At 33.2% G+C, this 25,446-nt stretch carries 35 protein-coding genes; 14 read left to right on the forward strand and 21 right to left on the reverse strand.

Annotation, left to right across the window (positions count from 1 at the left end; translation table 11 throughout):
* Positions 1-11: 11 nt before the first annotated feature.
* The 6 genes from ACM6HU_RS27485 to ACM6HU_RS27510 form a co-directional block, all read right to left on the reverse strand.
* Positions 12-686, reverse strand: coding sequence for an ABC transporter ATP-binding protein (locus ACM6HU_RS27485; RefSeq protein WP_242227099.1), 675 nt, complete (start codon positions 684-686; stop codon positions 12-14).
* Positions 686-1,156 (reverse strand): DUF3021 domain-containing protein, encoded by a 471-nt coding sequence (locus ACM6HU_RS27490; protein ID WP_242227098.1) that lies wholly within the window; start codon positions 1,154-1,156, stop codon positions 686-688. Before ACM6HU_RS27490 ends, ACM6HU_RS27485 begins: the two co-directional genes overlap by 1 nt.
* 12 nt (positions 1,157-1,168) lie before the next feature.
* Positions 1,169-1,609 (reverse strand): LytTR family DNA-binding domain-containing protein, encoded by a 441-nt coding sequence (locus tag ACM6HU_RS27495; protein WP_097989660.1) that lies wholly within the window; start codon positions 1,607-1,609, stop codon positions 1,169-1,171.
* A 413-nt stretch (positions 1,610-2,022) separates the two neighbouring features.
* Positions 2,023-2,214 (reverse strand): YvzF family protein, encoded by a 192-nt coding sequence (locus tag ACM6HU_RS27500; protein ID WP_003198184.1) that lies wholly within the window; start codon positions 2,212-2,214, stop codon positions 2,023-2,025.
* 69 nt (positions 2,215-2,283) lie between these two features.
* Positions 2,284-3,069 carry a class I SAM-dependent methyltransferase gene (locus ACM6HU_RS27505; protein ID WP_033671902.1) on the reverse strand — a complete coding sequence of 262 codons (786 nt, stop codon included), beginning with the start codon at positions 3,067-3,069 and terminating at the stop codon, positions 2,284-2,286.
* Positions 3,070-3,139: 70 nt separating this feature from the next.
* Positions 3,140-3,727, reverse strand: a complete 588-nt coding sequence (locus ACM6HU_RS27510; protein ID WP_016115178.1) for a hypothetical protein — start codon at positions 3,725-3,727, stop codon at positions 3,140-3,142.
* Between the two features lie 231 nt (positions 3,728-3,958).
* On the opposite strand from ACM6HU_RS27510, the gene ACM6HU_RS27515 reads away from it, so the two are divergent.
* Entirely contained in the window at positions 3,959-5,161 is a 1,203-nt protein-coding gene (locus tag ACM6HU_RS27515) for an MFS transporter (protein WP_016115179.1), read from the forward strand.
* Between the two features lie 32 nt (positions 5,162-5,193).
* On the opposite strand, the gene pduL is transcribed toward ACM6HU_RS27515, so the two are convergent.
* Positions 5,194-5,763 (reverse strand): phosphate propanoyltransferase, encoded by a 570-nt coding sequence (pduL, locus tag ACM6HU_RS27520; protein ID WP_016132932.1) that lies wholly within the window; start codon positions 5,761-5,763, stop codon positions 5,194-5,196.
* Between the two features lie 183 nt (positions 5,764-5,946).
* Here pduL and ACM6HU_RS27525 point away from each other — a divergent pair, with 183 nt between their 5' ends.
* The 4 genes from ACM6HU_RS27525 (at position 5,947) to ACM6HU_RS27540 (ending at position 9,017) form a co-directional block, all read left to right on the forward strand.
* Positions 5,947-7,146, forward strand: coding sequence for an LL-diaminopimelate aminotransferase (locus ACM6HU_RS27525; RefSeq protein ID WP_016115181.1), 1,200 nt, complete (start codon positions 5,947-5,949; stop codon positions 7,144-7,146).
* A gap of 76 nt (positions 7,147-7,222) precedes the next feature.
* Positions 7,223-7,630, forward strand: a complete 408-nt coding sequence (locus ACM6HU_RS27530; protein ID WP_016131492.1) for a 3-hydroxyacyl-ACP dehydratase FabZ family protein — start codon at positions 7,223-7,225, stop codon at positions 7,628-7,630.
* A gap of 55 nt (positions 7,631-7,685) precedes the next feature.
* The gene (gene coaW, locus ACM6HU_RS27535) at positions 7,686-8,507 is read left to right on the forward strand and encodes a type II pantothenate kinase (RefSeq protein WP_016115183.1); all 822 of its coding nucleotides are present in this window, start codon (positions 7,686-7,688) and stop codon (positions 8,505-8,507) included.
* 24 nt (positions 8,508-8,531) lie between these two features.
* Positions 8,532-9,017, forward strand: a complete 486-nt coding sequence (locus ACM6HU_RS27540; protein WP_077294112.1) for a DUF6584 family protein — start codon at positions 8,532-8,534, stop codon at positions 9,015-9,017.
* A gap of 47 nt (positions 9,018-9,064) precedes the next feature.
* Here the strand turns inward: ACM6HU_RS27540 and ACM6HU_RS27545 are convergent, their stop codons facing one another.
* The 8 genes from ACM6HU_RS27545 to ACM6HU_RS27580 form a co-directional block, all read right to left on the reverse strand.
* A complete protein-coding gene (locus tag ACM6HU_RS27545) occupies positions 9,065-9,370 on the reverse strand; it encodes a hypothetical protein (protein ID WP_016115185.1) in 306 nt (101 codons plus the stop codon).
* Between the two features lie 64 nt (positions 9,371-9,434).
* Entirely contained in the window at positions 9,435-11,786 is a 2,352-nt protein-coding gene (helD, locus tag ACM6HU_RS27550; protein WP_016131495.1) for an RNA polymerase recycling motor HelD, read from the reverse strand.
* Between the two features lie 212 nt (positions 11,787-11,998).
* Positions 11,999-12,505 carry a 2'-5' RNA ligase family protein gene (locus ACM6HU_RS27555; RefSeq protein WP_016115187.1) on the reverse strand — a complete coding sequence of 169 codons (507 nt, stop codon included), beginning with the start codon at positions 12,503-12,505 and terminating at the stop codon, positions 11,999-12,001.
* A 38-nt stretch (positions 12,506-12,543) separates the two neighbouring features.
* A complete protein-coding gene (locus ACM6HU_RS27560) occupies positions 12,544-13,011 on the reverse strand; it encodes a CcdC family protein (RefSeq protein WP_016115188.1) in 468 nt (155 codons plus the stop codon).
* Positions 13,012-13,062: 51 nt separating this feature from the next.
* Entirely contained in the window at positions 13,063-13,722 is a 660-nt protein-coding gene (locus ACM6HU_RS27565; protein WP_033671903.1) for a DUF4052 family protein, read from the reverse strand.
* A gap of 2 nt (positions 13,723-13,724) precedes the next feature.
* Positions 13,725-14,600, reverse strand: coding sequence for an ATP-binding cassette domain-containing protein (locus ACM6HU_RS27570; protein WP_016115190.1), 876 nt, complete (start codon positions 14,598-14,600; stop codon positions 13,725-13,727).
* Positions 14,597-14,974, reverse strand: coding sequence for a GntR family transcriptional regulator (locus ACM6HU_RS27575; protein ID WP_006095115.1), 378 nt, complete (start codon positions 14,972-14,974; stop codon positions 14,597-14,599). The genes ACM6HU_RS27570 and ACM6HU_RS27575 overlap by 4 nt, the downstream gene beginning before the upstream one ends.
* Before the next feature lie 131 nt (positions 14,975-15,105).
* The gene (locus ACM6HU_RS27580) at positions 15,106-15,597 is read right to left on the reverse strand and encodes a hypothetical protein (RefSeq protein WP_016115191.1); all 492 of its coding nucleotides are present in this window, start codon (positions 15,595-15,597) and stop codon (positions 15,106-15,108) included.
* 414 nt (positions 15,598-16,011) lie between these two features.
* Between ACM6HU_RS27580 and ACM6HU_RS27585 the strand changes: the two genes are divergently transcribed.
* Genes ACM6HU_RS27585 through ACM6HU_RS27610 form a run of 6 tightly spaced genes read left to right on the forward strand, consistent with a single transcriptional unit; the run spans position 16,012 to position 17,008 of the window.
* The gene (locus tag ACM6HU_RS27585) at positions 16,012-16,152 is read left to right on the forward strand and encodes a YrzI family small protein (RefSeq protein ID WP_016115192.1); all 141 of its coding nucleotides are present in this window, start codon (positions 16,012-16,014) and stop codon (positions 16,150-16,152) included.
* A 27-nt stretch (positions 16,153-16,179) separates the two neighbouring features.
* Positions 16,180-16,323, forward strand: coding sequence for a YrzI family small protein (locus ACM6HU_RS27590; RefSeq protein WP_003198152.1), 144 nt, complete (start codon positions 16,180-16,182; stop codon positions 16,321-16,323).
* A 30-nt stretch (positions 16,324-16,353) separates the two neighbouring features.
* Positions 16,354-16,497: a YrzI family small protein gene (locus ACM6HU_RS27595; protein WP_003198150.1), complete on the forward strand. Its 144-nt coding sequence runs from the start codon at positions 16,354-16,356 to the stop codon at positions 16,495-16,497.
* A 29-nt stretch (positions 16,498-16,526) separates the two neighbouring features.
* Positions 16,527-16,670, forward strand: coding sequence for a YrzI family small protein (locus ACM6HU_RS27600; RefSeq protein WP_003198150.1), 144 nt, complete (start codon positions 16,527-16,529; stop codon positions 16,668-16,670).
* A gap of 29 nt (positions 16,671-16,699) precedes the next feature.
* Positions 16,700-16,840 carry a YrzI family small protein gene (locus tag ACM6HU_RS27605; protein ID WP_003198148.1) on the forward strand — a complete coding sequence of 47 codons (141 nt, stop codon included), beginning with the start codon at positions 16,700-16,702 and terminating at the stop codon, positions 16,838-16,840.
* A 27-nt stretch (positions 16,841-16,867) separates the two neighbouring features.
* The gene (locus tag ACM6HU_RS27610; protein WP_016115193.1) at positions 16,868-17,008 is read left to right on the forward strand and encodes a YrzI family small protein; all 141 of its coding nucleotides are present in this window, start codon (positions 16,868-16,870) and stop codon (positions 17,006-17,008) included.
* Between the two features lie 201 nt (positions 17,009-17,209).
* Here ACM6HU_RS27610 and ACM6HU_RS27615 read toward each other — a convergent pair whose 3' ends face one another.
* Positions 17,210-18,295, reverse strand: a complete 1,086-nt coding sequence (locus ACM6HU_RS27615) for an AI-2E family transporter (protein WP_016115194.1) — start codon at positions 18,293-18,295, stop codon at positions 17,210-17,212.
* Positions 18,296-18,446: 151 nt separating this feature from the next.
* On the opposite strand from ACM6HU_RS27615, the gene ACM6HU_RS27620 reads away from it, so the two are divergent.
* Positions 18,447-19,274, forward strand: a complete 828-nt coding sequence (locus tag ACM6HU_RS27620; protein ID WP_016115195.1) for an HNH endonuclease — start codon at positions 18,447-18,449, stop codon at positions 19,272-19,274.
* Between the two features lie 229 nt (positions 19,275-19,503).
* Here the strand turns inward: ACM6HU_RS27620 and ACM6HU_RS27625 are convergent, their stop codons facing one another.
* The 4 genes from ACM6HU_RS27625 to ACM6HU_RS27640 all read right to left on the reverse strand — a co-directional run bounded on the left by ACM6HU_RS27625 (position 19,504) and on the right by ACM6HU_RS27640 (position 22,472).
* Positions 19,504-19,596 (reverse strand): putative holin-like toxin, encoded by a 93-nt coding sequence (locus ACM6HU_RS27625; RefSeq protein WP_001289320.1) that lies wholly within the window; start codon positions 19,594-19,596, stop codon positions 19,504-19,506.
* Between the two features lie 148 nt (positions 19,597-19,744).
* On the reverse strand, positions 19,745-20,806 hold the full coding sequence (locus ACM6HU_RS27630; RefSeq protein WP_077294109.1) for a hypothetical protein: 1,062 nt from the start codon (positions 20,804-20,806) through the stop codon (positions 19,745-19,747).
* 142 nt (positions 20,807-20,948) lie between these two features.
* Complete coding sequence (locus ACM6HU_RS27635; protein ID WP_033671240.1) at positions 20,949-21,653, reverse strand: phosphopantothenoylcysteine decarboxylase; 705 nt, start codon at positions 21,651-21,653, stop codon at positions 20,949-20,951.
* 12 nt (positions 21,654-21,665) lie between these two features.
* Positions 21,666-22,472 (reverse strand): aminoglycoside N(3)-acetyltransferase, encoded by an 807-nt coding sequence (locus tag ACM6HU_RS27640; RefSeq protein ID WP_016131504.1) that lies wholly within the window; start codon positions 22,470-22,472, stop codon positions 21,666-21,668.
* A gap of 381 nt (positions 22,473-22,853) precedes the next feature.
* Between ACM6HU_RS27640 and ACM6HU_RS27645 the strand changes: the two genes are divergently transcribed.
* Together ACM6HU_RS27645 and ACM6HU_RS27650 are read left to right on the forward strand one after the other, a co-directional pair.
* Positions 22,854-23,528: a CPBP family intramembrane glutamic endopeptidase gene (locus tag ACM6HU_RS27645; protein ID WP_255254995.1), complete on the forward strand. Its 675-nt coding sequence runs from the start codon at positions 22,854-22,856 to the stop codon at positions 23,526-23,528.
* A 137-nt stretch (positions 23,529-23,665) separates the two neighbouring features.
* Positions 23,666-24,115 carry a hypothetical protein gene (locus ACM6HU_RS27650; protein WP_016115200.1) on the forward strand — a complete coding sequence of 150 codons (450 nt, stop codon included), beginning with the start codon at positions 23,666-23,668 and terminating at the stop codon, positions 24,113-24,115.
* A gap of 77 nt (positions 24,116-24,192) precedes the next feature.
* On the opposite strand, the gene eis is transcribed toward ACM6HU_RS27650, so the two are convergent.
* A complete protein-coding gene (gene eis, locus ACM6HU_RS27655; protein ID WP_016115201.1) occupies positions 24,193-25,407 on the reverse strand; it encodes an enhanced intracellular survival protein Eis in 1,215 nt (404 codons plus the stop codon).
* Positions 25,408-25,446: the final 39 nt, after the last annotated feature.

A 25,446-nucleotide genomic window follows, 5' to 3' on the forward strand; every position in this document is an offset into this window, starting at 1 on the left:
TCTAAAGATGATTATCCTGTATTTTCTTTTAACTCATCAATCGTTCCAAGTGCATGCAATTTACCACCATGCATAATACCGACGCGATCAGCAAGTGCTTCTACTTCTTCTAGATAGTGCGTCGTTAAAATAATCGTGATTTTACCCTTTAATTCAAGTAGAGTCTTCCACAGATCATGTCTAGCGCGAATATCAAGTCCTAGTGTTGGCTCATCTAAAAAAATGATTTGGGGAGACGAAATAAGTGCCATCGCAATGCTTAGCCGGCGCTGCAACCCACCTGATAATGTTTTTGCTTTATTTTTTGCTCGCTCCGAAAGTCCAAACTTTGTCATCATTTCCACCGCTTTTTGCTTAACCTCTTGCTTATTGCTTCCATAGATACTCGTGATGAATTCTAAATTTTCCCTTACAGAAAGATTCGGAGCTACCGCAGTTTCTTGCGGAGAAATGTTTATTTTTTGTTTTACTGCCGTAGGTTTTTTGATGATACTATCTCCTAACATCAGTGCATCGCCACTTGTAGGTGTAAGTAAGCAACTAAGCATTTTAATCGTTGTTGTTTTTCCAGCAGCATTTTGCCCTAAAAGTGCGAAGAATTCTCCCTTCTTAATCGTCAGTGAAAGATTGTCAACAGCTGTGCGCTCTTTAAATTTTTTCGTTAGATTTTTTATAATTATGGCCACTATTCATCACTTCTCCCTTCAAATTGCCTTGATTGAATCGCAGCATTAATTTTTTTTATATCATTCTTTGACATCATGTATTGAATAGCCCATGTAATGACATATGTACCTAAAAAACTAATAAAAAAAATCAGTGTGCCTATAGATGTTTTGGGCATCCACAGTAGCGTTACAATCGGCCCCCATACTAGTGCTGTTATACAAAAATGTACGATGTACTGTTTTAGTAGACTCCACTTCACTATGTCAAAAACAAGCGAACTTGTAGCGAATGTGACCCCAATCAGCCCTGTTAACAGTATTTGTACCATGACAGCTGACATCTCACTAACAAATAAAGAGCGAAACTGTTCCACAACTGGCATATATTCTCCTTGACCTAATGTGAGTGAAATAAGGAGTTGTACGATTTGTCCAATAATCACACCGATAACAAAACCACCAACAACTCGACTAATTATATTTTTCAAGATATTTTCACCTCATATTCCGAACAGTTTCTTAATTTTTGAAACATAGCGTCGAGAAGCATACGTTTTGATATTCCCTGTTAATGACACGCCAATTGTTCCTGTCATACTAATATCCATATTCGTAATCATTTTAATATTAACAATCTCTGAATTTGAAATACGAACGAAAAATTGACTATTTAATTTCTCTTCCAGTTCATATAACCTTGAGCGAACGGGATAAATACCAGCAGCGGTTTGGAGAAATACCTTCTGTTTCTCTGTATAGATTCTAATGATATCTTTACATTCAACAATTTCAACACCTCTTTCTGAAAATACAGCTAATGAATCCATATGAGTCTCCGATAGTCGCTTCATAATATCAGATATCTCATCTGTCATTTTATCCGTTAGAATGATAATTTTCGGCTCTTTATAAGATGGATCAATCGACACTTCAAACTTCACTTTCACTCGCTCTAAATATAAAAGCTATTTAAGTTACTGTAAATGGATTTTCGATAATCGGTCGTTTTCACACAATAACTGGTCAAAAGAAGAATATAACAATTAGATACTTCAGGATCACATTCTCACTCTCTACAGTAAAAAAGCACATAAAAACAGACCCTCTGTATGCTAATTTAATATATGTAGTTATAAATAAAAATCATTTCATTAAGTTATTTTTTTATACAGATTAACAAATTATATAAGATCGGTCTAAATATTCAAAATATACCTTTCGCTAAAAAACATTCCCTGTTAATTAAAGGAACTTTTTATATTTCTATTATACATGAATAGAAAAAACGACACTGTATTTTGTGTCGTTTCGGCTCTCTTTCATTAAACAATTTTATTGTTTTTAAAGGACTTTATTATTTGTGAACAGCATTTTCCATCTTTTTATACGACAAATATGCTAATACATTCTTACTTGTATCATATTTAGGATTGTTTCCTTTTTTCGGCTCTCTAACATGTGTCTTTTCAAACCCAGGAATTTCAGGCATTTTCTCCAAAAATTCAACAATCTCTTTTTCAGTTCCCTCAACGCGTACACGAATCATTGTTATTACTCCTCAATTCTCTATTTCTCTGTACTAAGTATAGCGTACTGAGAAAAGACTGCAAGAAAATTATCTTTTTAGCGTTGAACTTTTATGACATACAAACAGTGCCATCTCCGTATAAAATGATTCTACTTTATTATTGTTAAATTGTATGTTGAAGAACTCCTTCATTTCATTTGACGCTTTCATCATACAATCCGTTAACTTGGAGCGTGTTGGCGATGGGACATCCATCATGTTACACCACCAATCAAAATTAAATTGTTTTTCAAATGTGAAACATGATTGCATTTGTAAACCTTGCTTTTCTAATAATGAAATCCACTCTGTTTTTCTAAGCGCTCTCCTGTGACTTGGATCTCGCTTTTTCTCAATAAAATTATAAAATGTATCATATTCTAGGTTTTCTGGGGAGACATTATCAATTAATATAAATAATCCGTTCTCTTCTAACTTTCGATGTACTTCAAAAATAAATTGAGAAGGGTTTGAAAAATGATGCGCTGCAATGCGACAAATAATCGTATCAAACGATTGATTAGAAAATGGTAAATCCTCTGCATTTCCTACTACAAATGATACATTTTCATGTCCGTTTGTCTGGATAAATGCTTTCGCTTTTTCTAACATTTTTTCTGTTAAATCGAGCGCAACAACCTCTTTAAATATCGGGGCTAATAAATTAGCAACATGACCGCCACCTGTAGCAATATCAAGAAGACGAATATTTTTACGATTTTTTACTTGTTGAACGACATACTGTAAATCTGGCCCTTTTGCATGAATTTGACTATTCACATACTTTTCAGCATTACTACCAAATTGTGTTTTCACAAGTTCTTCGTTACTCATTTCAATCATCTTCTTTCCACATATATTTACATATTCTTTTTCAGCAAGAATATATAAATATCCTCTTTATTCAATGAACTAAGCACTCTATTTCCTTCCGATTTTCTTCTTGTTTTATATATTTACATACATTTATACCATATGCTTGTACAATGAAGGGAAGTGACAATACAAATAGTTCTTTTAACACATTCTCTTCGTATTCATCAACCCAATCCTTTGTTTCTGCACAATAATTAAAAATCAACGTATAGAAACTTCCGCATTCAATTTCTGTTTTACCTACACCTATTTCTCTTAATAACTCTTTACATAATAACGAATGTCCATCAATAAAGCGTGGAAAGTAATAAGCATAAATCATTTCACGGCACTTCTCCCTAATCATTTCCTCAAATTTAATATAGTATATTCTACTTTCAAAATAGAACGCTCCTCTTGTTTTCCCACTATACTCCCGTAAAAAATCTCCAATTGTATCATACGTATAGCCTTCATGTGTTTGATTCATATGTACTAAAACACCACTAGAGTTCACCATATATTTTGGGACTGATATGTAATAATAGACAATCCAAAAACAAAGCTTTGCTATTATTTCCTCTTCCTGCTTCTCTAAAAACTGGTCGAACAATTTTTTGAAAAATTGTTGAATCATAAGTATCCCTCCCTCGTACATTTTAAATTTATTCCAATTTATTTTCTAATATGTAAATTTGATTTTTTAGCTCTATAAAAGCAAAGTTTTATCCAAATCAAAAAGATTGAACTTTCATTATCAAACACGTAATATAGACTCTGACTCTAAAAAATAATGATTCAAATGTATGAATGAAGAGGAGGATTTATATACGATTTTTCCTATTTTATAAGACTGAGAGGTTTTGTTATGTGGCGTAATAAAAATGTCTGGATTGTTCTAATCGGTGAGTTTATCGCTGGGCTTGGTTTGTGGCTTGGGATTCTTGGCAATCTAGAATTTATGCAGAAGTATGTACCTTCTGATTTTATGAAGTCGGTTATTTTATTTATTGGATTATTAGCCGGTGTTCTTGTTGGTCCGATGGCTGGTCGTGTTATCGATCAATACGAAAAAAAGAAAGTCCTTCTTTATGCTGGTTTCGGCCGTGTTATCAGTGTTATTTTTATGTTCTTCGCTATTCAATATGAAAGTATCGCCTTTATGATTGCCTTTATGATTGCCCTTCAAATTTCAGCGGCTTTTTATTTCCCTGCATTGCAGTCTGTTATTCCGCTTATTGTTCGTGAACATGAACTATTACAGATGAATGGTGTCCATATGAATATCGGAACAATCGCTCGTATTGCTGGAACCTCACTAGGTGGTGTTCTTCTTGTCGTTATGAGTTTACAGTACATGTACGCGTTCTCAATGGCAGCATACGCTTTATTATTCCTTTCGACCTTTTTCCTACAATTTGAAGATCAAAAATCAAATACATCAAGTAAAAAAGCAGCAAAAGATAATAGCTTTATGGAAGTATTTCGGATTTTAAGAGGAATCCCAGTTGCATTTCGGGCACTTATTTTAAGTATTATTCCCCTTTTATTCATCGCTGGTTTCAATTTAATGGTTATTAACATTAGCGAAATGCAACATGATCCGACAATTAAAGGGTTTATTTATACCATTGAAGGTGTGGCTTTTATGTTAGGAGCTTTCGTAATTAAGCGTTTATCTGATCATTTCCCACCTGATAAATTACTTTATTTCTTCGCCTTCTGTACTGCTTTTGCGCATCTCTCATTGTTCTTTAGTGATGTGAAATGGATGGCACTTGTATCATTTGGTCTATTTGGATTTAGCGTTGGTTGTTTCTTCCCTATCATGTCAACAATTTTCCAAACAAAAGTTGAAAAAAGTTATCATGGACGTCTTTTCTCATTCCGTAATATGTTTGAAAGGGTAATGTTCCAAATTGTCTTACTTGGAACTGGGTTCTTCTTAGACACAATTGGGTTACGATATATGGTTCTTATTTTTGGCGCTATTTCATTATTAATTATTTTTATGTCGTTATCAAAGCACAAGCAGGCAAGTAAAAACACTTCCCAAGTATCGAACATGTAAAATCCATCTCCAAATTGAGATGGATTTTTCTCTTATTGTAAGAGATTACCTAAGTCTCCTGTTGTTATATTCCCACTATTTGCTTCATCTGTATCAATATGCATATCTAATGCGTATGTATCTTTTACACGAACTAACACTTGATTAAAAATCAATCCTCTGTTTCCTTCTACTTTCACACTTACATATTGTCCATCTTTCACTTGAAATCTTTCAGCATCTTGAGGTGTCATATGGATATGGCGCTCAGCGACGATTACACCTTTTTCAATTTTTAAAGAACCCTTTGGACCAATAAGAGTAATCCCTGGTGTTCCATCAATATTGCCTGATGCGCGAATCGGAGCATCCACTCCTAATTTACGTGCATCTGTTTTTGAAATTTCAACCTGTGTAAACTTTCGAATAGGACCAAGGATACGGACCTTTGAGATTTCTGCTTTTTCGGTCTTGATTGTTACTGTTTCTTTCGCTGCAAATTCTCCCGGTTGTGAAAGCTCTTTTGCAACCAGGAGTTCATATCCTTCTCCAAAAAGCTTTTCTAACCCTTCGTTTGTCAGATGAATATGCCGATTTGATACACCAATTGGAATTTGTTTCACCTTTAACACCTCTTCATTATGTGGTAGTATTCATACTCTTTAGCCTTCCCTTCTTTTTCTTTTTACACAACTGTGTTTTGAATTCTGGCTCAAAAGTGATAAAATACAATTATGTGTTTTCAGAATAATAAAAGAATATAAAAGTTAGAAAAATGAAAGCACAGTTTTTTAGGAGGGGTTTTGATGACTTATACGTTAGCAGCTAGAATGAAAGCATTTCAATCTTCTATATTCAGTGAATTAGCAGCTTATAAAAAGGAAAAAATTGCAGCAGGTCACAAAATGATCGATTTAAGTATTGGCAATCCAGATATGCCTCCTGCTGATATTGTAAGAGAAGCTATGGTACATACAGCAAGCGGAAAAGAAAATTACGGTTATACTTTAACAGGTATTCAAGAATTTCACGAGTCAGTAACTGAATATTACGATAACAATCACAATGTTAAATTAGATCCAAACAATGAAGTTTTATTATTAATGGGTTCCCAAGATGGACTTGTTCACTTACCTATGGTTTTTGCAAATCCAGGTGATCTTATTTTAGTACCTGATCCTGGATATACAGCATATGAGACGGGTATTCAAATGGCAGGTGCAAAGCCTTACTTCATGCCTTTAAAGAAGGAAAATGATTTTTTACCTAATTTACAAGACGTTCCTGAAGAAATTGCTAAACAAGCAAAAATGATGATATTAAACTTCCCTGGAAATCCAGTTCCAGCAATGGCACATGAAGATTTCTTCAAAGAAGTTATCATCTTCGCAAAACAACACAATATCATTGTGGTACATGATTTCGCATATGCAGAATTTTATTATGATGGAAAGAAACCAATCAGTTTCTTATCTGTTCCTGGCGCCAAAGAAGTTGGTGTTGAAATTAATTCCCTATCCAAAAGCTATAGCTTAGCTGGTAGCCGCATTGGTTATATGATTGGAAATGAAGAAATTGTAGGTGCACTAGCGCAATTTAAATCAAACACAGACTACGGCGTGTTCTTGCCAATTCAAAAGGCCGCATCAGTTGCCTTACGTAAAGGGGCCGATTTCTGTGAAAAAAACCGCATCATCTACCAAGAACGTAGAGATACTTTAGTTGATGGATTTGCTTCTTTCGGATGGCATGTTGATAAACCAGCCGGCAGTATGTTCATATGGGCTGAAATACCAAAAGGCTGGACTTCATTAAAATTTGCTTATGCATTAATGGATCGTGCGCATGTTGTTGTAACCCCTGGTCATGCTTTTGGACCACATGGTGAAGGTTTTGTTCGCATCGCACTTGTCCAAGATAAAGAAGTATTACAACAAGTTGTTGAAAACATTAAAAATAGCGGTATTTTCTCTCTTGAAAAAGCAGATGCATTAGTCAAGAATTAATTACAAATCCCCTGCTTCCTTTTAGCAGGGGTTATTATTTTATATTCACTTTTCATTTAGAAATTAGGAGGTACATATGAATATCACAGCTATTAACGATACACTTCCCCATCGTCACCCATTTTTAATGATTGATAGAATTACAGAAATTGAAAATGAAAAATCCGTAAAAGGATATAAATTAATAACAACTAACGAATGGTTTATAAATGAGAATCAAAACAGTATGCCTCACATGCTAATTGTAGAGGCACTTGCGCAGCTTGGAGCATTCGTGGGAACAAGCAAGTCTAATGGATTAGGATTTCTCTCCTCATTAGACGGCGTAACATTTAATGGAACTGCTACTCCTGGTGATAAGCTAGATTTACAATATGAAGTTCTACGGAACAAACGAGGATTTATTCTCGGCAAAGGAATCGCTTCTGTAAATGGTAAACCAATTGTTATAGTTGAAAAGTTATTAGTTTACATCACTAAATAAAGATTTAATTATAGATATCCGTTATGATAACTACATAATGATAAGGAGTACAAAAATGAAGAGCGCCGTCGGTATTGATGCTGGAGGAACACTAACAAAAATTGCTTATTTTAATGAAGACAATGAATTACATTTTAAAAAATTTTACTCTCATGAACAAAACAAAATTCAAAAGTGGTTAAATAAAAATAAGTATATAAATAGATTGTCTCTGACTGGTGGTAAAGCTGAACAGTTACAAACATTATTTTTAGAAAAGTACACTATAGAGTATGTTGCAGAATTCGATGCCACACTTGCAGGCGTTCACTATCTTATTAACAACGGAAATGATTCCATAAATAACTTTGTTTTAACAAATATCGGTACAGGAACATCCATTCATTATGTCCATAATAAAAATTATATTCGTGCTGGAGGAACTGGTATTGGTGGAGGCACTATCATGGGCTTGTCGAAACTATTAGCGAATATAGATCGTTTTGAAGAAGTAATCCAGCAGACAAAACTAGGTTCTAGGCAGAATCTCGATATAACAGTTGGAGATATTTATAGCGGAATTCTATCTCCTATTGATAGTAATTTAACAGCTAGTAATTTCGGGAAAGCTGCTATTAGTGAAGCTGATTATAACAAACCCGATTTACTCGCCACCCTTCAAGGTCTTGTTGGTGAAGTAGTTACTGCATTAAGCCTTCAATTTGCAGAAGCAAAAGATATGGATCATATCGTTTATATTGGATCTACACTATCAAATAATACACATCTACAAGAAATTATAGGTAGTTATACTTTGTATCAAAATAAAAAACCTATCTTCTTAGAAGATCACGGTTTTAGCGGGGCTATTGGGGCTTTATTGAGTGCGGTAAAATAAATTCATCACAAAAAGGGGACTTTTGTGAAAGAGAAAACATTAATCAAAATTGAAAAAGATATCGAAAATCACGACTTAGGAAAAGCAAGAGATCGACTTCATGGCTTAATTCAGGCTTACCCTGAGGACCTTTCACTTCGCAAAAAATTAGGTGATATTTATTTCAAGTTACAATATCCAACAATGGCCGGACGCTATTGGTATCTTGAAGAAAACAAAACACCTGAAATGCTTCAAGCATGCCAACGATTTGAAAAATCGATGGGCAACAGTCCTAATGAGATTGTAAGAGCTTTAAAATTTAAAGGTGATTCTGCAATAATTAATAAATTATCATTAAACTATACTAGCTCTAATATACAACATCGTGTCATAAGCCAGATTGTCCAAGGACCTGAAGAAACTTGGAAGGATACCCTAGTTACAATTGGTTGTATTTCTATCTTGCTAATATTGATTATAACTGCCTGCATTGGATTATATACAATATTCAATTGGATATTTTCGTAAAATTTTCACACAATAAAAAGCTGGTATAAACCAGCTTTTTTTATGAACTATAACTCTACATACCCTTTTTCTCCACCGAGATACTGAAAGTCAGTTACACCAAACTCTTTCGTTACATATAATTTTATCGCTTCAATCCCTTCACCAAAATAAGGAATAGGGTTTTTCAAAAACGAGATTGTTTTTTCTCCATCATAAATTTTAGCTTTTATTATATCTTTGTCCGAATGAAACAATATATATATTCCCTTATAATAATATTCATAATATCCCTCTTCATCCTGTTCACTCTTGTCTTCAAAAGGTATACATTCCATTTTATAAGTATCCCCATTAATATTTATCAATTCCATGTAATCCGCCCCTTTAAAGAAAACTTAGGTACATTAACATGTAACACCCTCTTTTATTCCGCTTCTACATTTTCTTGTAACAATACGTTTTTGGAGAAACAGACTGTAAAAATTCATTCATCTCCCCTACAGAATAAATATATAACTCATGCATTGCACGCGTACAAGCAGTATAAAATAATTTCCGTTCACTTTCTCTACTATATTTTTTCTTTGATGCATCATAAATGATAACTGCATCAAACTCTACCCCTTTCGATAAATATGACGGGATAATCAAAATACCAGCATCAAACGAACTCGTTTCTTTCTTAATAAGACGAACTTGTAATGATGTTTGTAATGCAAGATAAGCTTCTTCACTTTCTTCCGCTGTTTTACAAATAACTGCAATTGTCTTATGACCACTTTGCTGCAACTGTTCGATTTGATCCACAATCTTTTTATGATGCACTTTCCCTTCTTTCACTTCCGTTATAATTGGTTGTTTGCCTTCACGCTGAAACGGTTCAATTTCATGCCCATCTGTAATTAACTGCTTCGTAAATTCAATAATTTGTTTTGCGGAGCGATAGCTACGTGTAAGAACGATTCTTTCACTCAGTTCTTCCCCGTACAGCGTACTTAACTGTGAAAATTCATTCTCTGACGCATGTTCATAAATAGTCTGATTAAAATCGCCTAGTATCGTCATTTTTGTATGCGGGAATACTCGTTTCAAAAATGCATATTGAAATGCGGAATAATCCTGTGCTTCGTCAATAAATATGTGCTGCACAGAAGTATTTCTTTGTAATTCTTCTAGTTGGTCTTTCATGTATAAATAAGGCGTTGCATCTTCATATGACATATAAAAATCTTGTATTTTTTCTATAGTTTCTTTGCATATTTCATTCCATCTTTGCGGTAATTCATTTTCTTCTACAAGTTGCTTAGCAAACTGCGGATCTTTAAATAACTGCATATAGAGTGCTGGTGTATGCATAAATTGTAATTTTTTCACACGTCTTTTAAGCGGTTTAAAATGCTCTTTTACAACAATCGCTGCTAGCATCTTCTGTTCCCGCTCAAAATCATCAAATGCACCATTTGAATGTTCTTCCTCTCGTTGCAATTGATGATACACTTTCGCATATGTTTCTTTATCTAATAACTGTATTTCTTCTTCCACCCATAACTCTTTTCTCTCTATTTTTTCTTGTTTTCTTAACTCTTTTAACAACCACTCAGAAATTAACTTTATTCGATTCGGAATCCGTATTGAAGGATCAAATTTATAAAATTGTTCTTTCATTTGTTCTTTAGAGATTAATACTTCCCCTCTAAATTTTATATCTTTAAATAACATACCTTCTCGTTTTAAATAGGATACATACTGATCTACTACTTCAATAAAATCAGAACTTGCTTTATATCTAATCCCTTCTAATCGTGTTTCATAACTCTTTTCTTCCATTCTTGTCAGTACATATTCCATTTGTGTAAATGGATCTTCTAATTCAAATTTCTTATCAATATGACGCTCTAAGTATTCTTGGAATGTCGTTTGCTTCATATTGTCTTCACCAAGTTCCGGCAATACTGTAGATACATAGCTATTAAACATCGAGTTTGGAGAAAAGAGAACGATTTGATCTGCATGTAATGTCTCTCGATAACGATATAATAAATATGCAACGCGCTGAAGTGCTGCCGATGTTTTACCGCTCCCCGCAGCTCCTTGAACAACAAGTAAACGACTCTTTTCATTCCGGATAATTTGGTTTTGTTCCTTTTGAATTGTTGAAACAATGCTTTTCATTTGTGTATTGGCGTTATTTCCTAATACTTCTTGTAGCAATTTATCGCCAATCGTCACTCCTGTATCAAACATACTTACAATTCGACCATTCCGAATAACATATTGCCTTTTTAAGGTCATTTCACCCGAAATCGTATCATTAGGTGCTTCGTATTTAGCTCTTCCTACAGAATAGTCATAATACAAACTTGATATAGGGGCTCGCCAGTCATACACAAGAAATTGTTCTGTCTGTTCATCGTAGAATGAGTGAATACCAAGATAAATAGCATCCTCACTTTTTTCACCGTCTTCTAAAAAATCTACCCTTCCAAAGTATGGTGATTGCTGTAATCTTTGTAATCCTTTTAGTTGCTTGTAAGCATGGCGGTGACTTTGCTCTCGTTCAGATAATAACTCCGCTTGTTGTTTGATACTTGCTGCCGTTTCGATAGCCTCTTCTGTATTATCAACATTCACAGTTACATCGTCCCAAAAATGTTTTCGAATCTGGACAACATCTTTTGTTGCTGCACTTGTATATTGCTCTAATGTATCAATATGTTTTTCAATCTTTCCAACTACTTCTTTCACACGATGTTGTTCCTGTTTCCACTCTTGATCTGTTTTCTCCATATCGCCACTCCTTATCAACTAATCGTTCTGATTCTCATTGTTTGATGCTATAATAAATTCAATAAAAAGTTTGACAAACAAGCATTTAATTTGTTATAATTAAATTGGGTAATTATTGAGTTTTATAAAAATAAACAGTGAGCGTTTTTCCATTTTAACACATATATATATGAAAAAACAATAAAAAGGAGATACAAATTTGTATCTCCTTTTTATTTTGAAAGTTCCACTTCAAATTCTATTATTGATTCTCCACCTTCTCCAATACATTCAACACTTACTTTTTCAAGTATACATTGCAATCGCGTACTTAATCTCGGCATCTTCTCTGCGATTTCTATTGCCCGTTTTTCATTTTCTTTTCGTCCAACTGTAACATGTGGTATATAGGGTATATCACTTCGCAAAAATTTCGCCAAAGGCCCTTTGTATAACTCATCATGCAACTTCCTTATCTGTTCCCTTCCTTTTTCAATGCGTAAGAACAAATAATCACCTTCATGACTTATACAATCGATAAGCTCAACTTCTATTGGATGAACCCCTTCCAATTTCCGGGCTATATGCGCTCTTAGTTCATCATTAGAAAGTGCACTTTCAAAAGGAAAAACAAGTGTAATATGTGGTTGAATGAATCCAAATAAAGGATCATGCTTTTTTCTAATTGCTTCAATTTCATCTATTTGTGCCTCACCTAAAAAAAGTAAAATAGTACGCATATTCCAACCTCCCTCCAACGAAACAAAAAAACTCAGCTCTATGAAACTGTACGAAAAACTTTTCTAAACTTCATATAACAAGCAATTCTCCATGGAACAATATAAGAAATAGCAACAACATAAAACAATAACCCTATCGTTTGCTGATCCAAATCAATTATATATTGCCTAGAACCATACCTTAAAATTACAATCCCGATAAAAGTAATGAGAAAAGCTACACTTTTCTTCGTATAGATATTCCCATCTTCTCTTCTCTCATAATTTGTAAGTATAATAAGTGGAATCGCGAAAAGAATTCCAAATAACATCGCAAAGTCAATGTATACTGCGGCCGGATGAATAGGACCAAAAAACATTAAAATTCCTGGTGATAAAAAAAGCAGTGGTAATAAAATTCGTTTACCATTTCCCTTTATCGGTCTATGCATAGAGCGGTAACGCCGCCATAAAATCAATAATGCAATACATAAAAACATCGTTATTAACGAAGATGTATCTCCCATATGTTTTCCTTCTCTCCTAAAATATTTTATCTAACACTGCTATACAATTTATTAAACCGTTTGTTCTAAAGAAATTTTTCGAATACATATGCCACTAATCACAAAGTAAAACACAATTAGCCCACTGGAAATGATTATGAACGAAGGTATATTCATCAAAACTTCAGTTTTTGTAAGGGTCAATTTTAGCCCGCTGTCATAACATACGCTTGTTAAGCCTATAAAAAAGATTGAACCAACTCCACATCCAACCCAATTAAATCTCTGCTGAAAAATAACAATTCCTTGAAAAAGACTCGCTATAGTAACATAAAGTAAAAACTGTACAAAAAACTGCTCAATTGAACCTCCTAACAAACTAGCACTTTCCACACGATAAAATAAGTCCTGTAAGAAAAGAACTTGAAACAGTGAAAAAAACGCTGATTGTAAAGCAATATAACAAACTGATCCAATGAAAAACTGTAACCTTGTTGTCCCAAACGAAACAGCTAAGCGAAATACATCTAGCTGTATAAAGAAAGTACTCACTACAATAAAAAACATAATGGCAATAGAAGGATTGTTGAAAACATCTTGTAAAAAGCCAACTCGTATATCTTTTATATCTATTAAACTCGTTGAACCTTTTATGATTAACGCTACAATCCAAAATATTAAAATAGCTTTATAATGATAATTAATGTGTAATTTTAACTGATTCATTAGCATCTTCACTTCACGTCACCATCCGTTATATAAATAAATAATTTCTGAAGCGACACTCCCTCAATTTCTAACTCTTCACTTTCAAGATATTTATAGTCTTCTTTAGAAAGCTCTCCCCATATAACACCAATCCCTTTATTTCCAAACAATTCTCGGTATACAACATTTTTATTTATCATAAATTCATCCACTTTATCTTTTCGCCCTGATATGTAATGGCCTTGCTGTAATAAATCTTCAACTGCTGATTGAACAACTACTTCTCCTTCTTTCAAAATCAGCACATCTTCTACTAAATGCGCTACCTCTTCTACTAAATGCGTTGATAAAATAATTGTTCGGGGATGATTGCCATAGTCTTCTAACAACATACTGTAAAATAATTCTCGGTGCGCTGCATCCAAACCGGTAGTCGGCTCATCAAAAATGGTAATAGGTGCCCTACTTGCTAATCCTTTAATGATTCCGACAACAGTCTGCATGCCATGTGATAATTTATCGTACTTTTGGTTTACATCTATTTGAAACTTTACTGCAAGTTCCTCCGCAAACTTCTGATCCCAATTTTTATAAAACATGTTACATAACTTAAAAATTTCTTTCACTTTATAATTCGAATAAATCTCTTCTTTCACTTTTACAAAACAAATATTTTGTAATGCATGACTATTTTCATACACATTTTCATTAAATATAGATACACTACCTTTACTTGAAACGATTTGTCCAGTAAGAAGGTGAAGTAGCGTTGTTTTCCCCGCTCCATTTCTACCAAGCAAACCATATATTTTATGCTCTTCCAATGAAAAGGTTAATCCATTTATAGCCATCTTTTTCTTATATTGTTTTGTCAATTCTTCAGTTTTCACTACAATTGTCATTCTTTTCCCTCCTTTGTAACCATTTGAATCATTTTGATTAGCTCTTCTTTAGAGATTTCAAGTACCTCCGCTTCCTTCCACACTTTAGGCAAAAATTCATTCCTAAAAGCACTTTGTCGCTTCTTTAGTACCACTTCCTTCGCTCCCTTTGCAACAAACATCCCAATCCCTCTCTTTTTATATAAAATACCTTCATCGACTAACAAATTTACTCCTTTCGCCGCTGTCGCCGGATTGATTTGCAGCAATTTTGCAAATTGATTTGTTGACGGAACCTTTTCTTCTTCAAGCAGTATTCCCTTTAAAATATCCGACTCAATGGTTTCTGCAATTTGTATGTATATTAACTTATTTTGTTCAAGAGATTGTTTCATACCTTCCCCCTTAGGTTCATAGGTTCATTACTTATGTAATTAACCATATCACAAGAATATATTTCCATTCAATATTTTCCCATAATTTTTTCGCAAAAAAGAAGTATCATACCTTAAAGAATGATACTTCTTTATAAAACCGTTGTATTTTCTATACTGAACCTCAAGTTCTTTTCATTCAAACCATTTTGACAAAAATCAAACTTCTTTCCCTTTAATAATTTTGTTCGATCTACTACCTGTCCTAGATGATAACTTGTATGCTCAACTAAATGAAACAAGCAATGTATGTCTATACGAGTATTTTCATTACAAGCTTTAACATACTCTTTTTTCCATTCATCAAATGTTCCTTGTACAGTTTTAGATAACATTGCTGGACTCAAATGCATAATTGGAAAATATTCTTCAATCCCGTTTTCAAAATGTATATTCGGATTCGAATAACGACTGCTATTTCTTTTTATATGCTCACAAATATGTAATACAATGCTGCCAATTGAATTTACTGTCCTGTCTGATTTCCACAACTCTTCTTCATTTAAATACCCAATTGTTTGCAGTAATTTAGGTAAATAGTGGTCATACATTCGGTGATAGGCAATCTTATAAAATAGTTCCATCTTTATCCTCCATTCAATTCCCCTATAACTAATACATCGCCTTATCAAAATTCCCTTCCAAAATATACACATTTTAATAAAAATTAAAAATTTTCACTTTTTTAGTTTACAATTATCCATTAATTGTATATACTTACTAACGTAAGAAAAAAATTCTAAAAGGAGGTCGAATAAAATGATGAAATTACAATTACATGTTGCATCTATTTTACAATTAAATATGAATTCGACCACCCTAATGGAGAATTGAAAATCGTTCGGTATTTTCTTTAATTAGCAAATTCGCCACAGGAGGTCGTATACTTTCCTGTGGCTTTTTCATGCCTGTCACAGGAGAATTATATCTTCCTGTGGCTTTTTTGTGCGATTTTTTAATCTCTAACACTATTTCTTTTCGGAAGGAGCAAATATTCAATGACTTTTCACGTACTTTTTTTCAGTATTACAATCCAACGAAAGCAATTATCTGAAGTTGAAATGTTACACGATCAACACATTCAAAAGACTATGAATGACATAAAGGAGCGTCAATGTCCTTACAGTAGTCACCTATAATTCCTTTACGAAAGGAGGAATTCATTTATGACGATTCATATTTTCTTTTTTACGTTTGCTCTTCAGAAAAAATCTTTATCTGAAACTGAGATTTTACGTAAACAACAATTAAAAGCGATTACGGACGAAGTAAAAGATCGCAAGAGTTCTTATTATAATCAAATGTATTAAAAATTAATTTATAAAAGGAGCAATCTTCTGATGAAATTTCGAGTATTCTTTTTAACCATTACTGTTCACAAAAGTAAAGTCTCTGAAACTGAAATTTTACAAGAACAGCAAATCAAAAAAATGATGGATGAAGTGAAAGAACGTCAAGTTTCTTATTACAACCATATGTACTAAAAATTTATATAAAAAGGAGCAATCTTCTGATGAAATTTCGAGTATTCTTTTTAACCATTACTGTTCACAAAAGTAAAGTCTCTGAAACTGAAATTTTACAAGAACAGCAAATCAAAAAAATGATGGATGAAGTGAAAGAACGTCAAGTTTCTTATTACAACCATATGTACTAAAAATTTATATAAAAAGGAGCAATCACCTTATGAAATTCCAAGTTTTCTTTTTAACGATTACAATTCACAAAAACAAATTTTCTGAGTTCGAAATGTTACACGATCAACACATTAAAAATGCTATGGATGAAGTGAAAGAACGTCAAGTCCCTTATTGTAGTCACCTATAATTCCTTTACAAAAGGAGGAATTCATTTATGAAATTTCATGTTTTCTTTTTAACGATTACCATTCAAAAGATGCGATTATCTGAAGCTGAAATTGTGCAAGAACAGCAATATAAAAAGATTATGGATGACATTCGAGATCGTAGAAGCAAATATTATACACATCTATAATGATGCAATTTAAATCTTATGAGAGGAGAGGATTAAGATGTTAATGGCGCGTTGCAAAGAAATGATTTGGATTATTGAGAGGGATTCCACATAGTCCAATGTATGATATTTTAAAGCACTAGTTTCTTTGAAAAACAAGTAAAAATTACACATTAAAAAAAGATACATCACTTAAAAAGCAATGTATCTTTTTTGATACTTTTATTTCCGATTATTTCTTTTCATCTTAAATAATCTCACCAAGTTTGAAACAACTGTTTTTGTCACAGCGTAAGCTGGTACTGCTAAAATCATCCCAACAATACCCGCGAAATTACCTACACCAAGAATTAACACAATAATTGTTAAAGGATGGATATTTAATTTCGAACTCATAATACGCGGTGAAATAATGTTACTCTCAAATTGTTGTACAATGGTTACGATAACAATTACCCAAGCTGCTTGCATTGGAGATACAAATAATCCAACAATTACAGCTGGTGCTGCCCCAATAAAAGGTCCTAAATTCGGGATAATATTTGTAAATGCCGCTATAATACCTAAAACAAAAGCATATGGCAAATCCATGATGACATATCCGATAAATGTAAATGCACCGACGAATAAACAAACGAGCGCTTGCCCCTGAATATAGGCAGACAACGTTTCACCTGTTTCTTTTATAATACGAAGTCCTTCTTCACGATACGATTCTGGTAAAAAACTAACAGCTTTTCCTGGAAATGCATGACCATCTTTAAACATGTAAAACAAGATAAATGGTACTGTAAATACGACTAATGCAACGTTTGTAATAATACCGAATAAAGCCGTTGCACTCGACGTTATTGTATTTGGTATCTCTTTTAAATACTCAATTGCGTTTTTTTCAATCGTTTCAATTGATACATAATCTTGTGTAGCCAGCCATTCAAATAGCCTATGATGAGATAATTCTTGTATGTATACTTTCCCCTCTTTAATATATGTTGGCATGTTTTTCACTAGGTCCATTAGCTGCTGTGAAATCGTTGGAACGACTACACCAATTGCAACTGCTGCCAGTGTAATGATAAAAACATATAACAACAATATCGCCAAACTTCTAGGAACTTTTTTCGCCTCTAAAAACACTAACACTGGATTAAAGATGAAATATAAAAACAAAGCGATTAAAATTGGGAAAAATAAAGTGGAAATGAATATGCCAATCGGTTGAAATAAAAATGATATTTTTGTGCAAATAAATATAATTCCTACAACCATTAGCACTTCTAATGTCCAAAAGTGCACTTTCGATTTCAAAAAAACGTCCTCCTTTAAACTAGCACTTCCCTATATTGTATCAAAACATCCATGAATTTTACATGCTATTTTCACCTTCAATGTTCCAAAATGCGAATAAATACACTACAATGAGATTACATACAAATTTGCAGGGTAAAAGGTGATAAATATGACGCAATGTATTATTTGCAGAAAAGAAACGAAAGAACTTAGTGAACAACATGTTATCCCAGAGATTTTATGTGGACATTATTTTACAAATTCAATTTGTGATACTTGTTATGAACATCTCACAACAAACGTGGATCGACCATTAATTCGGCATAAACTGATTCAATATAAAATCGAACAAATGAAGCAACAAATTGATTCCCCTCTTTATACGAATGAATATGGTCAAGAATTAGCTGCAGCGGAAACTGAAGAAGTTGAAACAAACGACGAAGTATATTATTCTAATGCATTAATTATGAAACTATGTAAAAAACATGATATTTCATTACATAATGAAATTTGGAAAGAAGAGCGCGTAACAAAAGTAGCAAGCTCAATTCAACGTGAATTACTTTTAGATAACCGTAAATATAAAATGAGTATCTTAAAAATGGCTTATACATTCGCAGTACATACAATTGACGGTTATTTTAATGATCCAGATGCGATTGATATTTCTACTATTATATCTAATGTTGACTTTATCGAATTAAAAGAACGAAGTATTGTTCGTGATTTAAGTAAAAGTTCATTGTGGAATACCCTTAATACAACTAGTGATAATCACTACTTTATCTTATTAAGTGACAAAGATGGCCTATTCTGCTTCATTCGTCTATTTGATATTTTTGATGTTGTTGTCCATCTTTCTGGAAAAAAATATCAACTTCCATCTCCAATTGTTGGAGTAAATGATGTAGAAAAACAAGAATTTTATATTGAGAATTTAAAACAATACATGGATAAGTTATTTAAACAAAAGAGTACAAAAACTTATATCTAATTACAAATCAGAACATATGGTCTCCTTTCTTAATAAAAAGACACTATGTTATAATGAGTATGAAAAGAACAATACAATCACATAAAACAATTATAAATTGTATATAAATAAAAAAGACTAGTGTGCGGCTACACACCAGTCCATGTAACTTAGCAGATTGGATTGTTCATTTATCCTATTTGTTTCTTACAAACGAGACAACCCACATTCTATTGGCATAGGTGGGTTGTTATTTTTTGAGCTTGTCGATTAAAACGACAACAAACGTTAACAGTGCAACGAGAAACAATCCGCCTTGCAATAGTAACGCAATTTCACTCATTCATTATCACCTCCCTTCTATCCGGAGAAGTGATAATTGAACAACCAACCATACCATAAGTTACCTCTTAATTTTATCATATTTTCTAATCTTTTACGATGAAAACCGGCAAGTCTCTCGCTTGCCGGTTTTACTGATTCCTATTCTTTTATTCTCCATCTTGCACTAGTTTTCCAACAATCGCTTCATAAAATTCCCGCTCATCATCCACATTTACATGTACACGATTCACCTTTTTGGTAAACCCATATAATAACTGCGCTGTTAACGGCTCTTTTAATTTTATTTCAAAAGTAGCCGGTTCCTTTATAAATTCCATTACCGTTGCTTCGAATACTTCTTTTCCTTCTTCCTTCGTTAATGCTTCACCTTTATAAAATGTAATCTCCTTTATTTGAGTAAATGGGATTATGATTTTCTTCCCAAATCCAACTTGGATAATTACTTCCGTTTCCGTCATCATATATGGATTCGTACGAATTGCTTGTATCTCAGCTAAAAAATATAAAATTCCATATATATTTACAACGAGTAAGCCCCAAGCCAACACTTCATTCCACTGATGAAGTAAATAATGAAATCCAATTGATTCAATTAATGTTGCGTGAATCAGCATAATATAAAATGGGATTGCCCCAGTCTTTTTATGATACGAAAAAACATGCTCACTTTCTGGTATCTTTGTACGCCACGAGAATAAAGCGTAGTAAAATAATTTACATTCCGAAACAATAACATCTACTACAGTATTTCTTTTCAACGCAGTATCAAAGGCTTTATCAATTACAAAGGAGAATGATGGATATTCATTCTTATATTGTTTATAACATCGTATTATCTTAGGTAATGCTCTAGCAATCTTATATAGAATAAATAACTCTAAACCTATAAATGCACTTTCTCCTGCAACTAAAATATAAGAAATAAATGCAAACGACTGTAAATAATCGCTCGGAATAATGAATCTTGCAGCGATATACCCCGCAATTATAACCGGGAATATATTAGTTAATGAGTAGCGTTTACGTATAATAAAGAAATACGTAATGACTGGAATAACAATAAGAAAATCTAACAAGGACCCTAGCACCATTTCCTTCGGTACAGCGGGTACAATAGGAAGTGTATATGCTAGATAATTTGATATTACAATTAAAGCTATAAAACCAATCGAAATATTTCTTCTTTTACGCGAAGTGGATTCACTCATATAATCCCACCTTTTTATTTAAAAGTCTTATGAAGCTGATCCTTATAAAATAGAATAGCTTTTTCATATTCTTTTACATTTTCTAGTTTTACAACGGTTTCGATCAATAATTTCATTGCTTCTTCATATTCTTTTACGCTTTTTATAAACGACTTAACCTCCCCTCTTCTACACGATTACATAACTGTTCTAACCTGTTTACAATCTCTTTTGCTGTTTCATCTTTCCCTTCACAAACCCAAACATTGCCATCTTCTCCAATCACATGATGAATGGCTGCATGCGAATACAGTGAATGCGGAGAATTTGCTATCATCAGATTTGCTTTTGCCTGTTCCATTCTTTCACTTGCACGTTGGATTAACTCTCCTCTGTTGACATCACTTTCAAGCTTGAATCCAACTAAAACTGTTTCTGGATTCCATTGTTTAATTTGTTTTAATATTTTAGGTGCTTTTTGAAAATGAATAATTGGTGCTATATCACTTGAAATTTTACCGTTCATATCAAGTTCATTTCCTTCTTGATCACAAATTTTATCAACAATCCAGTCCGATCCAGCTGCCGCCATAATCACAGCATCGATTTTCTCATGTGTAATGATACTTTTCATTTTATCTTGTAAATCTATAATACCTTCAAATGGATGTAATTCTAATTTGCTATTTGTAGCATTCGGTTTTTCAGCAAAATAACCATGTAAGTATATGACATGTGCTCCTTTTGACATCGCTTCTTCAGCAAGAATTTTTCCGATTGTACCTTTTGCTAAATTCGTATGACCGCGTACTTGATCCCATTTTTCTAAACAGCCACCACTCGTAATTAAAATCTTTTTCTCCTTCATCATAACCATCCCTTACTTGTTTTTCGAACGAAACCACTGTACACCAAAGTCAACAACTTCTCGTTGTTTCATAAGTCTACACGTTGCATTTCCAATTTTACCGATTATTACAGATCCTGTGTGCTCAAATTCCTTCCCAATCTCAACAAATGCATCAGAATCATAGTCCATTTCATCGAACTCTTTCCATACTCTGACACCGTTTTCTATAATAGGCGCCCCCACTTTCACCAATTCACGTGCACCTGTACGTATTTCAGATAAATGAACTGATGTGTTAGAATCATAGCCTACACCTATCAACAATACATATCCATCTAAATCATATATTTTCTTTAAAGGTGAGTACTCTCCAAAACTAATTGAAAGTGAATGCTCCGCTATAATAGCCTCTGCATGTTTCCCCCATGCAGCAAAACTATTTAACGGATGATTACTACGTTTTACATTTGGATATGTACGAAAACATTCTACAACTCTACCCATCGCGCGTGTTGGGGTTATATCTGGATGAAACGCTGGAACATTGTCTCGAATAATTTGCCACCAGCTTTCTGGGACAGGAGGTCTTGCCCAATCTTTTGGATCCGATAAATCAGAGGTTTGTGTTGGCATAATGATTGTACCTTCTTTAGTAATTACATTCATTAAAGCTTCAACTACAGCGACGGCTCCGCCAGATACCCAGCCAATTGAACTAAGAGAAGAATGAACAATCACTGTCATTCCTTTTTTTAGTCCTAGCCTTTTTAAATCATTTGTTATCGTTTCTATTGTGTTAGGTAATTTTGTTTCCGCCACTATGTCATTTATTTTCATGATTACTCCCCCATAAGGTTCTCTCTACGCTTATAAACTATCAAATCGAATTTTAAATCTCATCAATATATTATCATACTTTTCTTAATTTTTAATCCCAACGACAAAGAGACCTCCTAAAAAATTCTGTTCATACTGACTTATGTATCCTAGACAACTGAACTATAGCACTGCTCCATATACATTTGTATTATTATGGTAAATATTATACAATAAAACCGACTGGTTGGTCTATAAAAAGAAGAATTATGAAAGACTATCACAACCTTGTATAGCGTCAACATACATAAAAGGTCTTTTTTAGTCTATTTTCAAGGGAGATGAAACCATATGCTCAACTGGATATTTGTATTCAGCATTGCTATACCAGGAATTGTTACAATGAGCTTAGCGGAACAAAAAATAAACAAAAAGTTAGAAAATACTCCAGAAACACCCTCTATCTACCTAAGTCTTTTTATCCATACTCTACTCGTTTTACTTTTTTCCGGCATGGGTGCATTTTTCTTATCAAAGATCCAAGATGGAAATATTATTTTACCGAGCAACATTGGTGAAGCAGTTCTAATTGGAGTAATTTGCTCCCTCGGACACGTTATTATGTATTATGGATTCTTTAGAAAAGTTATTGATAAAGAAACGTTTCTACAAATTGAACATCAGCGCCATAGTGTAGGATTAGGAGCCAGAATCCTATATGGCGGAGTTGTTGAAGAAATCATCTTCCGGTGGGGTCTTATGGCACTTTTCATCACGTTGATGAGTTTTTTTCATGCTGTCACTCAGATTATTGTAGTTCTTGGGATTATCCTATCTAGTATTCTATTTGCAGTCACACACTTTCTAGGCGTAAAAGGAATGAAAAAATCAAGATGGCTATATTCTTATGCTGTATTAGGAAATTTGTGGATAGGTATTTTTTGTGGCTGGCAATTCTGGTCGAATGGTTTAATTGCCGCTATCATTGTTCATATGCTTTTCCACCTATTATTGTATCCTTGTGAACTGTGGTACCTCAGAAAATTAAAAGATGGAAAGAATGCTCTAAACATGTAACATTATAGACTATTCCTCTTCCATTCCCTCTATTTTCTGATCCGATAGCATTAGAAAATCGCATTACAAACGGAAAAACCAAAAGGTAATTTATAGTATAATCAAATGAATAAAATCAGGGCTACGAGGTGGATAGAATGAAAAAACTCATATTAAGTTTTTGGGTATTGGGGATTATCGGATTAAGCGGATGTACTCTGTTTACAAGTGATTATGAAAGGTATTGGGTTTTAGATAAATCTAGATATGGTGAAGGTAACTTCGGCCCAACAAATCTATACGAAAAAGCACAAGAAGACCCGACAATGGTTCATTATTCAAGAGAAAGAATTAGCGAAGGGAAAATGATGATATTTTTAGCATTTGGCGAAAAATACAAAAATGATAAAATTACAGTAAAAGAAGTAAGAGATGAAAAAGATAAGTCAGTTATTGTATTACATGTGGAAAAAGATAAAGGTACAGATAAAAACCCCGTTATGTATATTGGCGTAAATAAATTAAGAGACTCTGTGGACATTGTAAATGAGAACGGTAAAAAGATTTTTGAGATAAAACAGAATGAAGGAGTAACATCGCAACAATAAAAAACACAATACTTCATAACTAAAAATACTCTCTCTAAAGTAAACTTGTATTACCTTAGAGAGCGTATTTTAGAATTCTAAAAGTAATCAAAAAAGCATGGCGGTGAATCAGGAATCAACTCCTCAAGCACTTCTATCATTTCAGGATTTCCTTTTATCCTTCCAATATCACATAAAAATGCAGGGCTTTTATAACTTAATAACATAGTTGTTAACGTTTGGATTGTTAAAGATATTCCATCAATGTCATTTACTTCTTTATGATATGTTATTTGTAATTGTTTCCTATGATCCCATTTTAAAATAAAGGTTCCTTTATTCCACTCTAATATAGGATCATCTATATGTAAGACTAATTTTTCTGTTTCTGTATTTTTAAATGGATATTGTTTCAGAAAACCAACTACATCGACAATTCTTCCCATATAGTAAGGGGCGATTGTCTGTTTTATTTCACTATCTTCAAGTAAGAAAGCAACCGGTTCATGAACGCATGTCTTTCCTTTAACATAATACACCATTGAAAAGTGTGCACTAATGAAATTCCATAACCCTCTTCTCGCCTCTTCATTTAAGTAAATCATTTCTTCTATATAAAACTTCTCTTCAAGGACACGATAAAATAAATAGCCATGAGGAATATCTTCATCTGTGTAATAAACTGCTAATTGTAAATCAATCGTTTCCTCACGAAATCGTTCTTCCCATGCAAGTGTCTTTCGAACCATTGTCCCATTTGTTTTTCTAGCAAACTCATCATAGATTTTTTCTTTTTCTTTACTTTTTAATCCAACTCTCCTTACTCGGCCACTAATGTTGCCACGATACTTAGGAAGTTGTGTATCTTTAATTTGGTATTCGATGATATCAGAAATAATTTCCCATCCTTTTTTTCGATAATAAGGAATCGAATAGGGAAACAAATACGAAATATATTGTCCATTTTCTCTCATCGTTTTTAAACTTTCCTTCATTAATGAGTTCATTAATCCATGCCCTGCATACTCTGGATATGTACCAACTCCAGTAACTCCTCCCATTTCATAAATCACACCATGAATATTCACTTGAAAAGGCAAAACAACAATTTGAGAAATTAATTTATTATTATCAAACCACCCTAAAGCAGTCCCTGGCTTTAATTGATGGCTTTTCTTTTGGACCATTTTCTCTTCATCATTAATCATCTTTTTTGAAACTTGAAACACATATTTCATTAAGTTTGAAAACTGATCTACTTCACTTTCTTTAATAGGCCTCATAATCAAACCTTTATAGTACTTTTTGTCCATTTTCATATACTCCTTTGTAACACAAACTAAAATATCATA

Source organism: Bacillus sp. IT-79MI2 (assembly GCF_949768135.1).
GTDB lineage: Bacteria > Bacillota > Bacilli > Bacillales > Bacillaceae_G > Bacillus_A > Bacillus_A pseudomycoides.

Coding starts and splice junctions, on each gene's coding strand:
- ACM6HU_RS27600 (WP_003198150.1), top strand. CDS start 16,527: ATGAAATTTCGAGTATTCTTTTTAACCATTACTGTTCACAAAAGTAAA.
- ACM6HU_RS27610 (WP_016115193.1), top strand. CDS start 16,868: ATGAAATTTCATGTTTTCTTTTTAACGATTACCATTCAAAAGATGCGA.
- ACM6HU_RS27575 (WP_006095115.1), bottom strand. CDS start 14,974: ATGAAACAATCTCTTGAACAAAATAAGTTAATATACATACAAATTGCA.
- ACM6HU_RS27560 (WP_016115188.1), bottom strand. CDS start 13,011: ATGGGAGATACATCTTCGTTAATAACGATGTTTTTATGTATTGCATTA.
- ACM6HU_RS27585 (WP_016115192.1), top strand. CDS start 16,012: ATGACTTTTCACGTACTTTTTTTCAGTATTACAATCCAACGAAAGCAA.
- ACM6HU_RS27595 (WP_003198150.1), top strand. CDS start 16,354: ATGAAATTTCGAGTATTCTTTTTAACCATTACTGTTCACAAAAGTAAA.
- ACM6HU_RS27630 (WP_077294109.1), bottom strand. CDS start 20,806: ATGAGTGAATCCACTTCGCGTAAAAGAAGAAATATTTCGATTGGTTTT.
- ACM6HU_RS27620 (WP_016115195.1), top strand. CDS start 18,447: ATGACGCAATGTATTATTTGCAGAAAAGAAACGAAAGAACTTAGTGAA.
- ACM6HU_RS27635 (WP_033671240.1), bottom strand. CDS start 21,653: ATGAAGGAGAAAAAGATTTTAATTACGAGTGGTGGCTGTTTAGAAAAA.
- ACM6HU_RS27510 (WP_016115178.1), bottom strand. CDS start 3,727: ATGATTCAACAATTTTTCAAAAAATTGTTCGACCAGTTTTTAGAGAAG.
- ACM6HU_RS27525 (WP_016115181.1), top strand. CDS start 5,947: ATGACTTATACGTTAGCAGCTAGAATGAAAGCATTTCAATCTTCTATA.
- ACM6HU_RS27565 (WP_033671903.1), bottom strand. CDS start 13,722: ATGCTAATGAATCAGTTAAAATTACACATTAATTATCATTATAAAGCT.
- ACM6HU_RS27625 (WP_001289320.1), bottom strand. CDS start 19,596: ATGAGTGAAATTGCGTTACTATTGCAAGGCGGATTGTTTCTCGTTGCA.
- ACM6HU_RS27650 (WP_016115200.1), top strand. CDS start 23,666: ATGAAAAAACTCATATTAAGTTTTTGGGTATTGGGGATTATCGGATTA.
- helD (WP_016131495.1), bottom strand. CDS start 11,786: ATGGAGAAAACAGATCAAGAGTGGAAACAGGAACAACATCGTGTGAAA.
- ACM6HU_RS27505 (WP_033671902.1), bottom strand. CDS start 3,069: ATGAGTAACGAAGAACTTGTGAAAACACAATTTGGTAGTAATGCTGAA.
- ACM6HU_RS27590 (WP_003198152.1), top strand. CDS start 16,180: ATGACGATTCATATTTTCTTTTTTACGTTTGCTCTTCAGAAAAAATCT.
- ACM6HU_RS27580 (WP_016115191.1), bottom strand. CDS start 15,597: ATGGAACTATTTTATAAGATTGCCTATCACCGAATGTATGACCACTAT.
- ACM6HU_RS27570 (WP_016115190.1), bottom strand. CDS start 14,600: ATGACAATTGTAGTGAAAACTGAAGAATTGACAAAACAATATAAGAAA.
- ACM6HU_RS27555 (WP_016115187.1), bottom strand. CDS start 12,505: ATGCGTACTATTTTACTTTTTTTAGGTGAGGCACAAATAGATGAAATT.
- ACM6HU_RS27515 (WP_016115179.1), top strand. CDS start 3,959: ATGTGGCGTAATAAAAATGTCTGGATTGTTCTAATCGGTGAGTTTATC.
- ACM6HU_RS27645 (WP_255254995.1), top strand. CDS start 22,854: ATGAGCTTAGCGGAACAAAAAATAAACAAAAAGTTAGAAAATACTCCA.
- ACM6HU_RS27530 (WP_016131492.1), top strand. CDS start 7,223: ATGAATATCACAGCTATTAACGATACACTTCCCCATCGTCACCCATTT.
- ACM6HU_RS27500 (WP_003198184.1), bottom strand. CDS start 2,214: ATGATTCGTGTACGCGTTGAGGGAACTGAAAAAGAGATTGTTGAATTT.
- ACM6HU_RS27545 (WP_016115185.1), bottom strand. CDS start 9,370: ATGGAATTGATAAATATTAATGGGGATACTTATAAAATGGAATGTATA.
- ACM6HU_RS27605 (WP_003198148.1), top strand. CDS start 16,700: ATGAAATTCCAAGTTTTCTTTTTAACGATTACAATTCACAAAAACAAA.
- eis (WP_016115201.1), bottom strand. CDS start 25,407: ATGGACAAAAAGTACTATAAAGGTTTGATTATGAGGCCTATTAAAGAA.
- coaW (WP_016115183.1), top strand. CDS start 7,686: ATGAAGAGCGCCGTCGGTATTGATGCTGGAGGAACACTAACAAAAATT.
- ACM6HU_RS27640 (WP_016131504.1), bottom strand. CDS start 22,472: ATGAAAATAAATGACATAGTGGCGGAAACAAAATTACCTAACACAATA.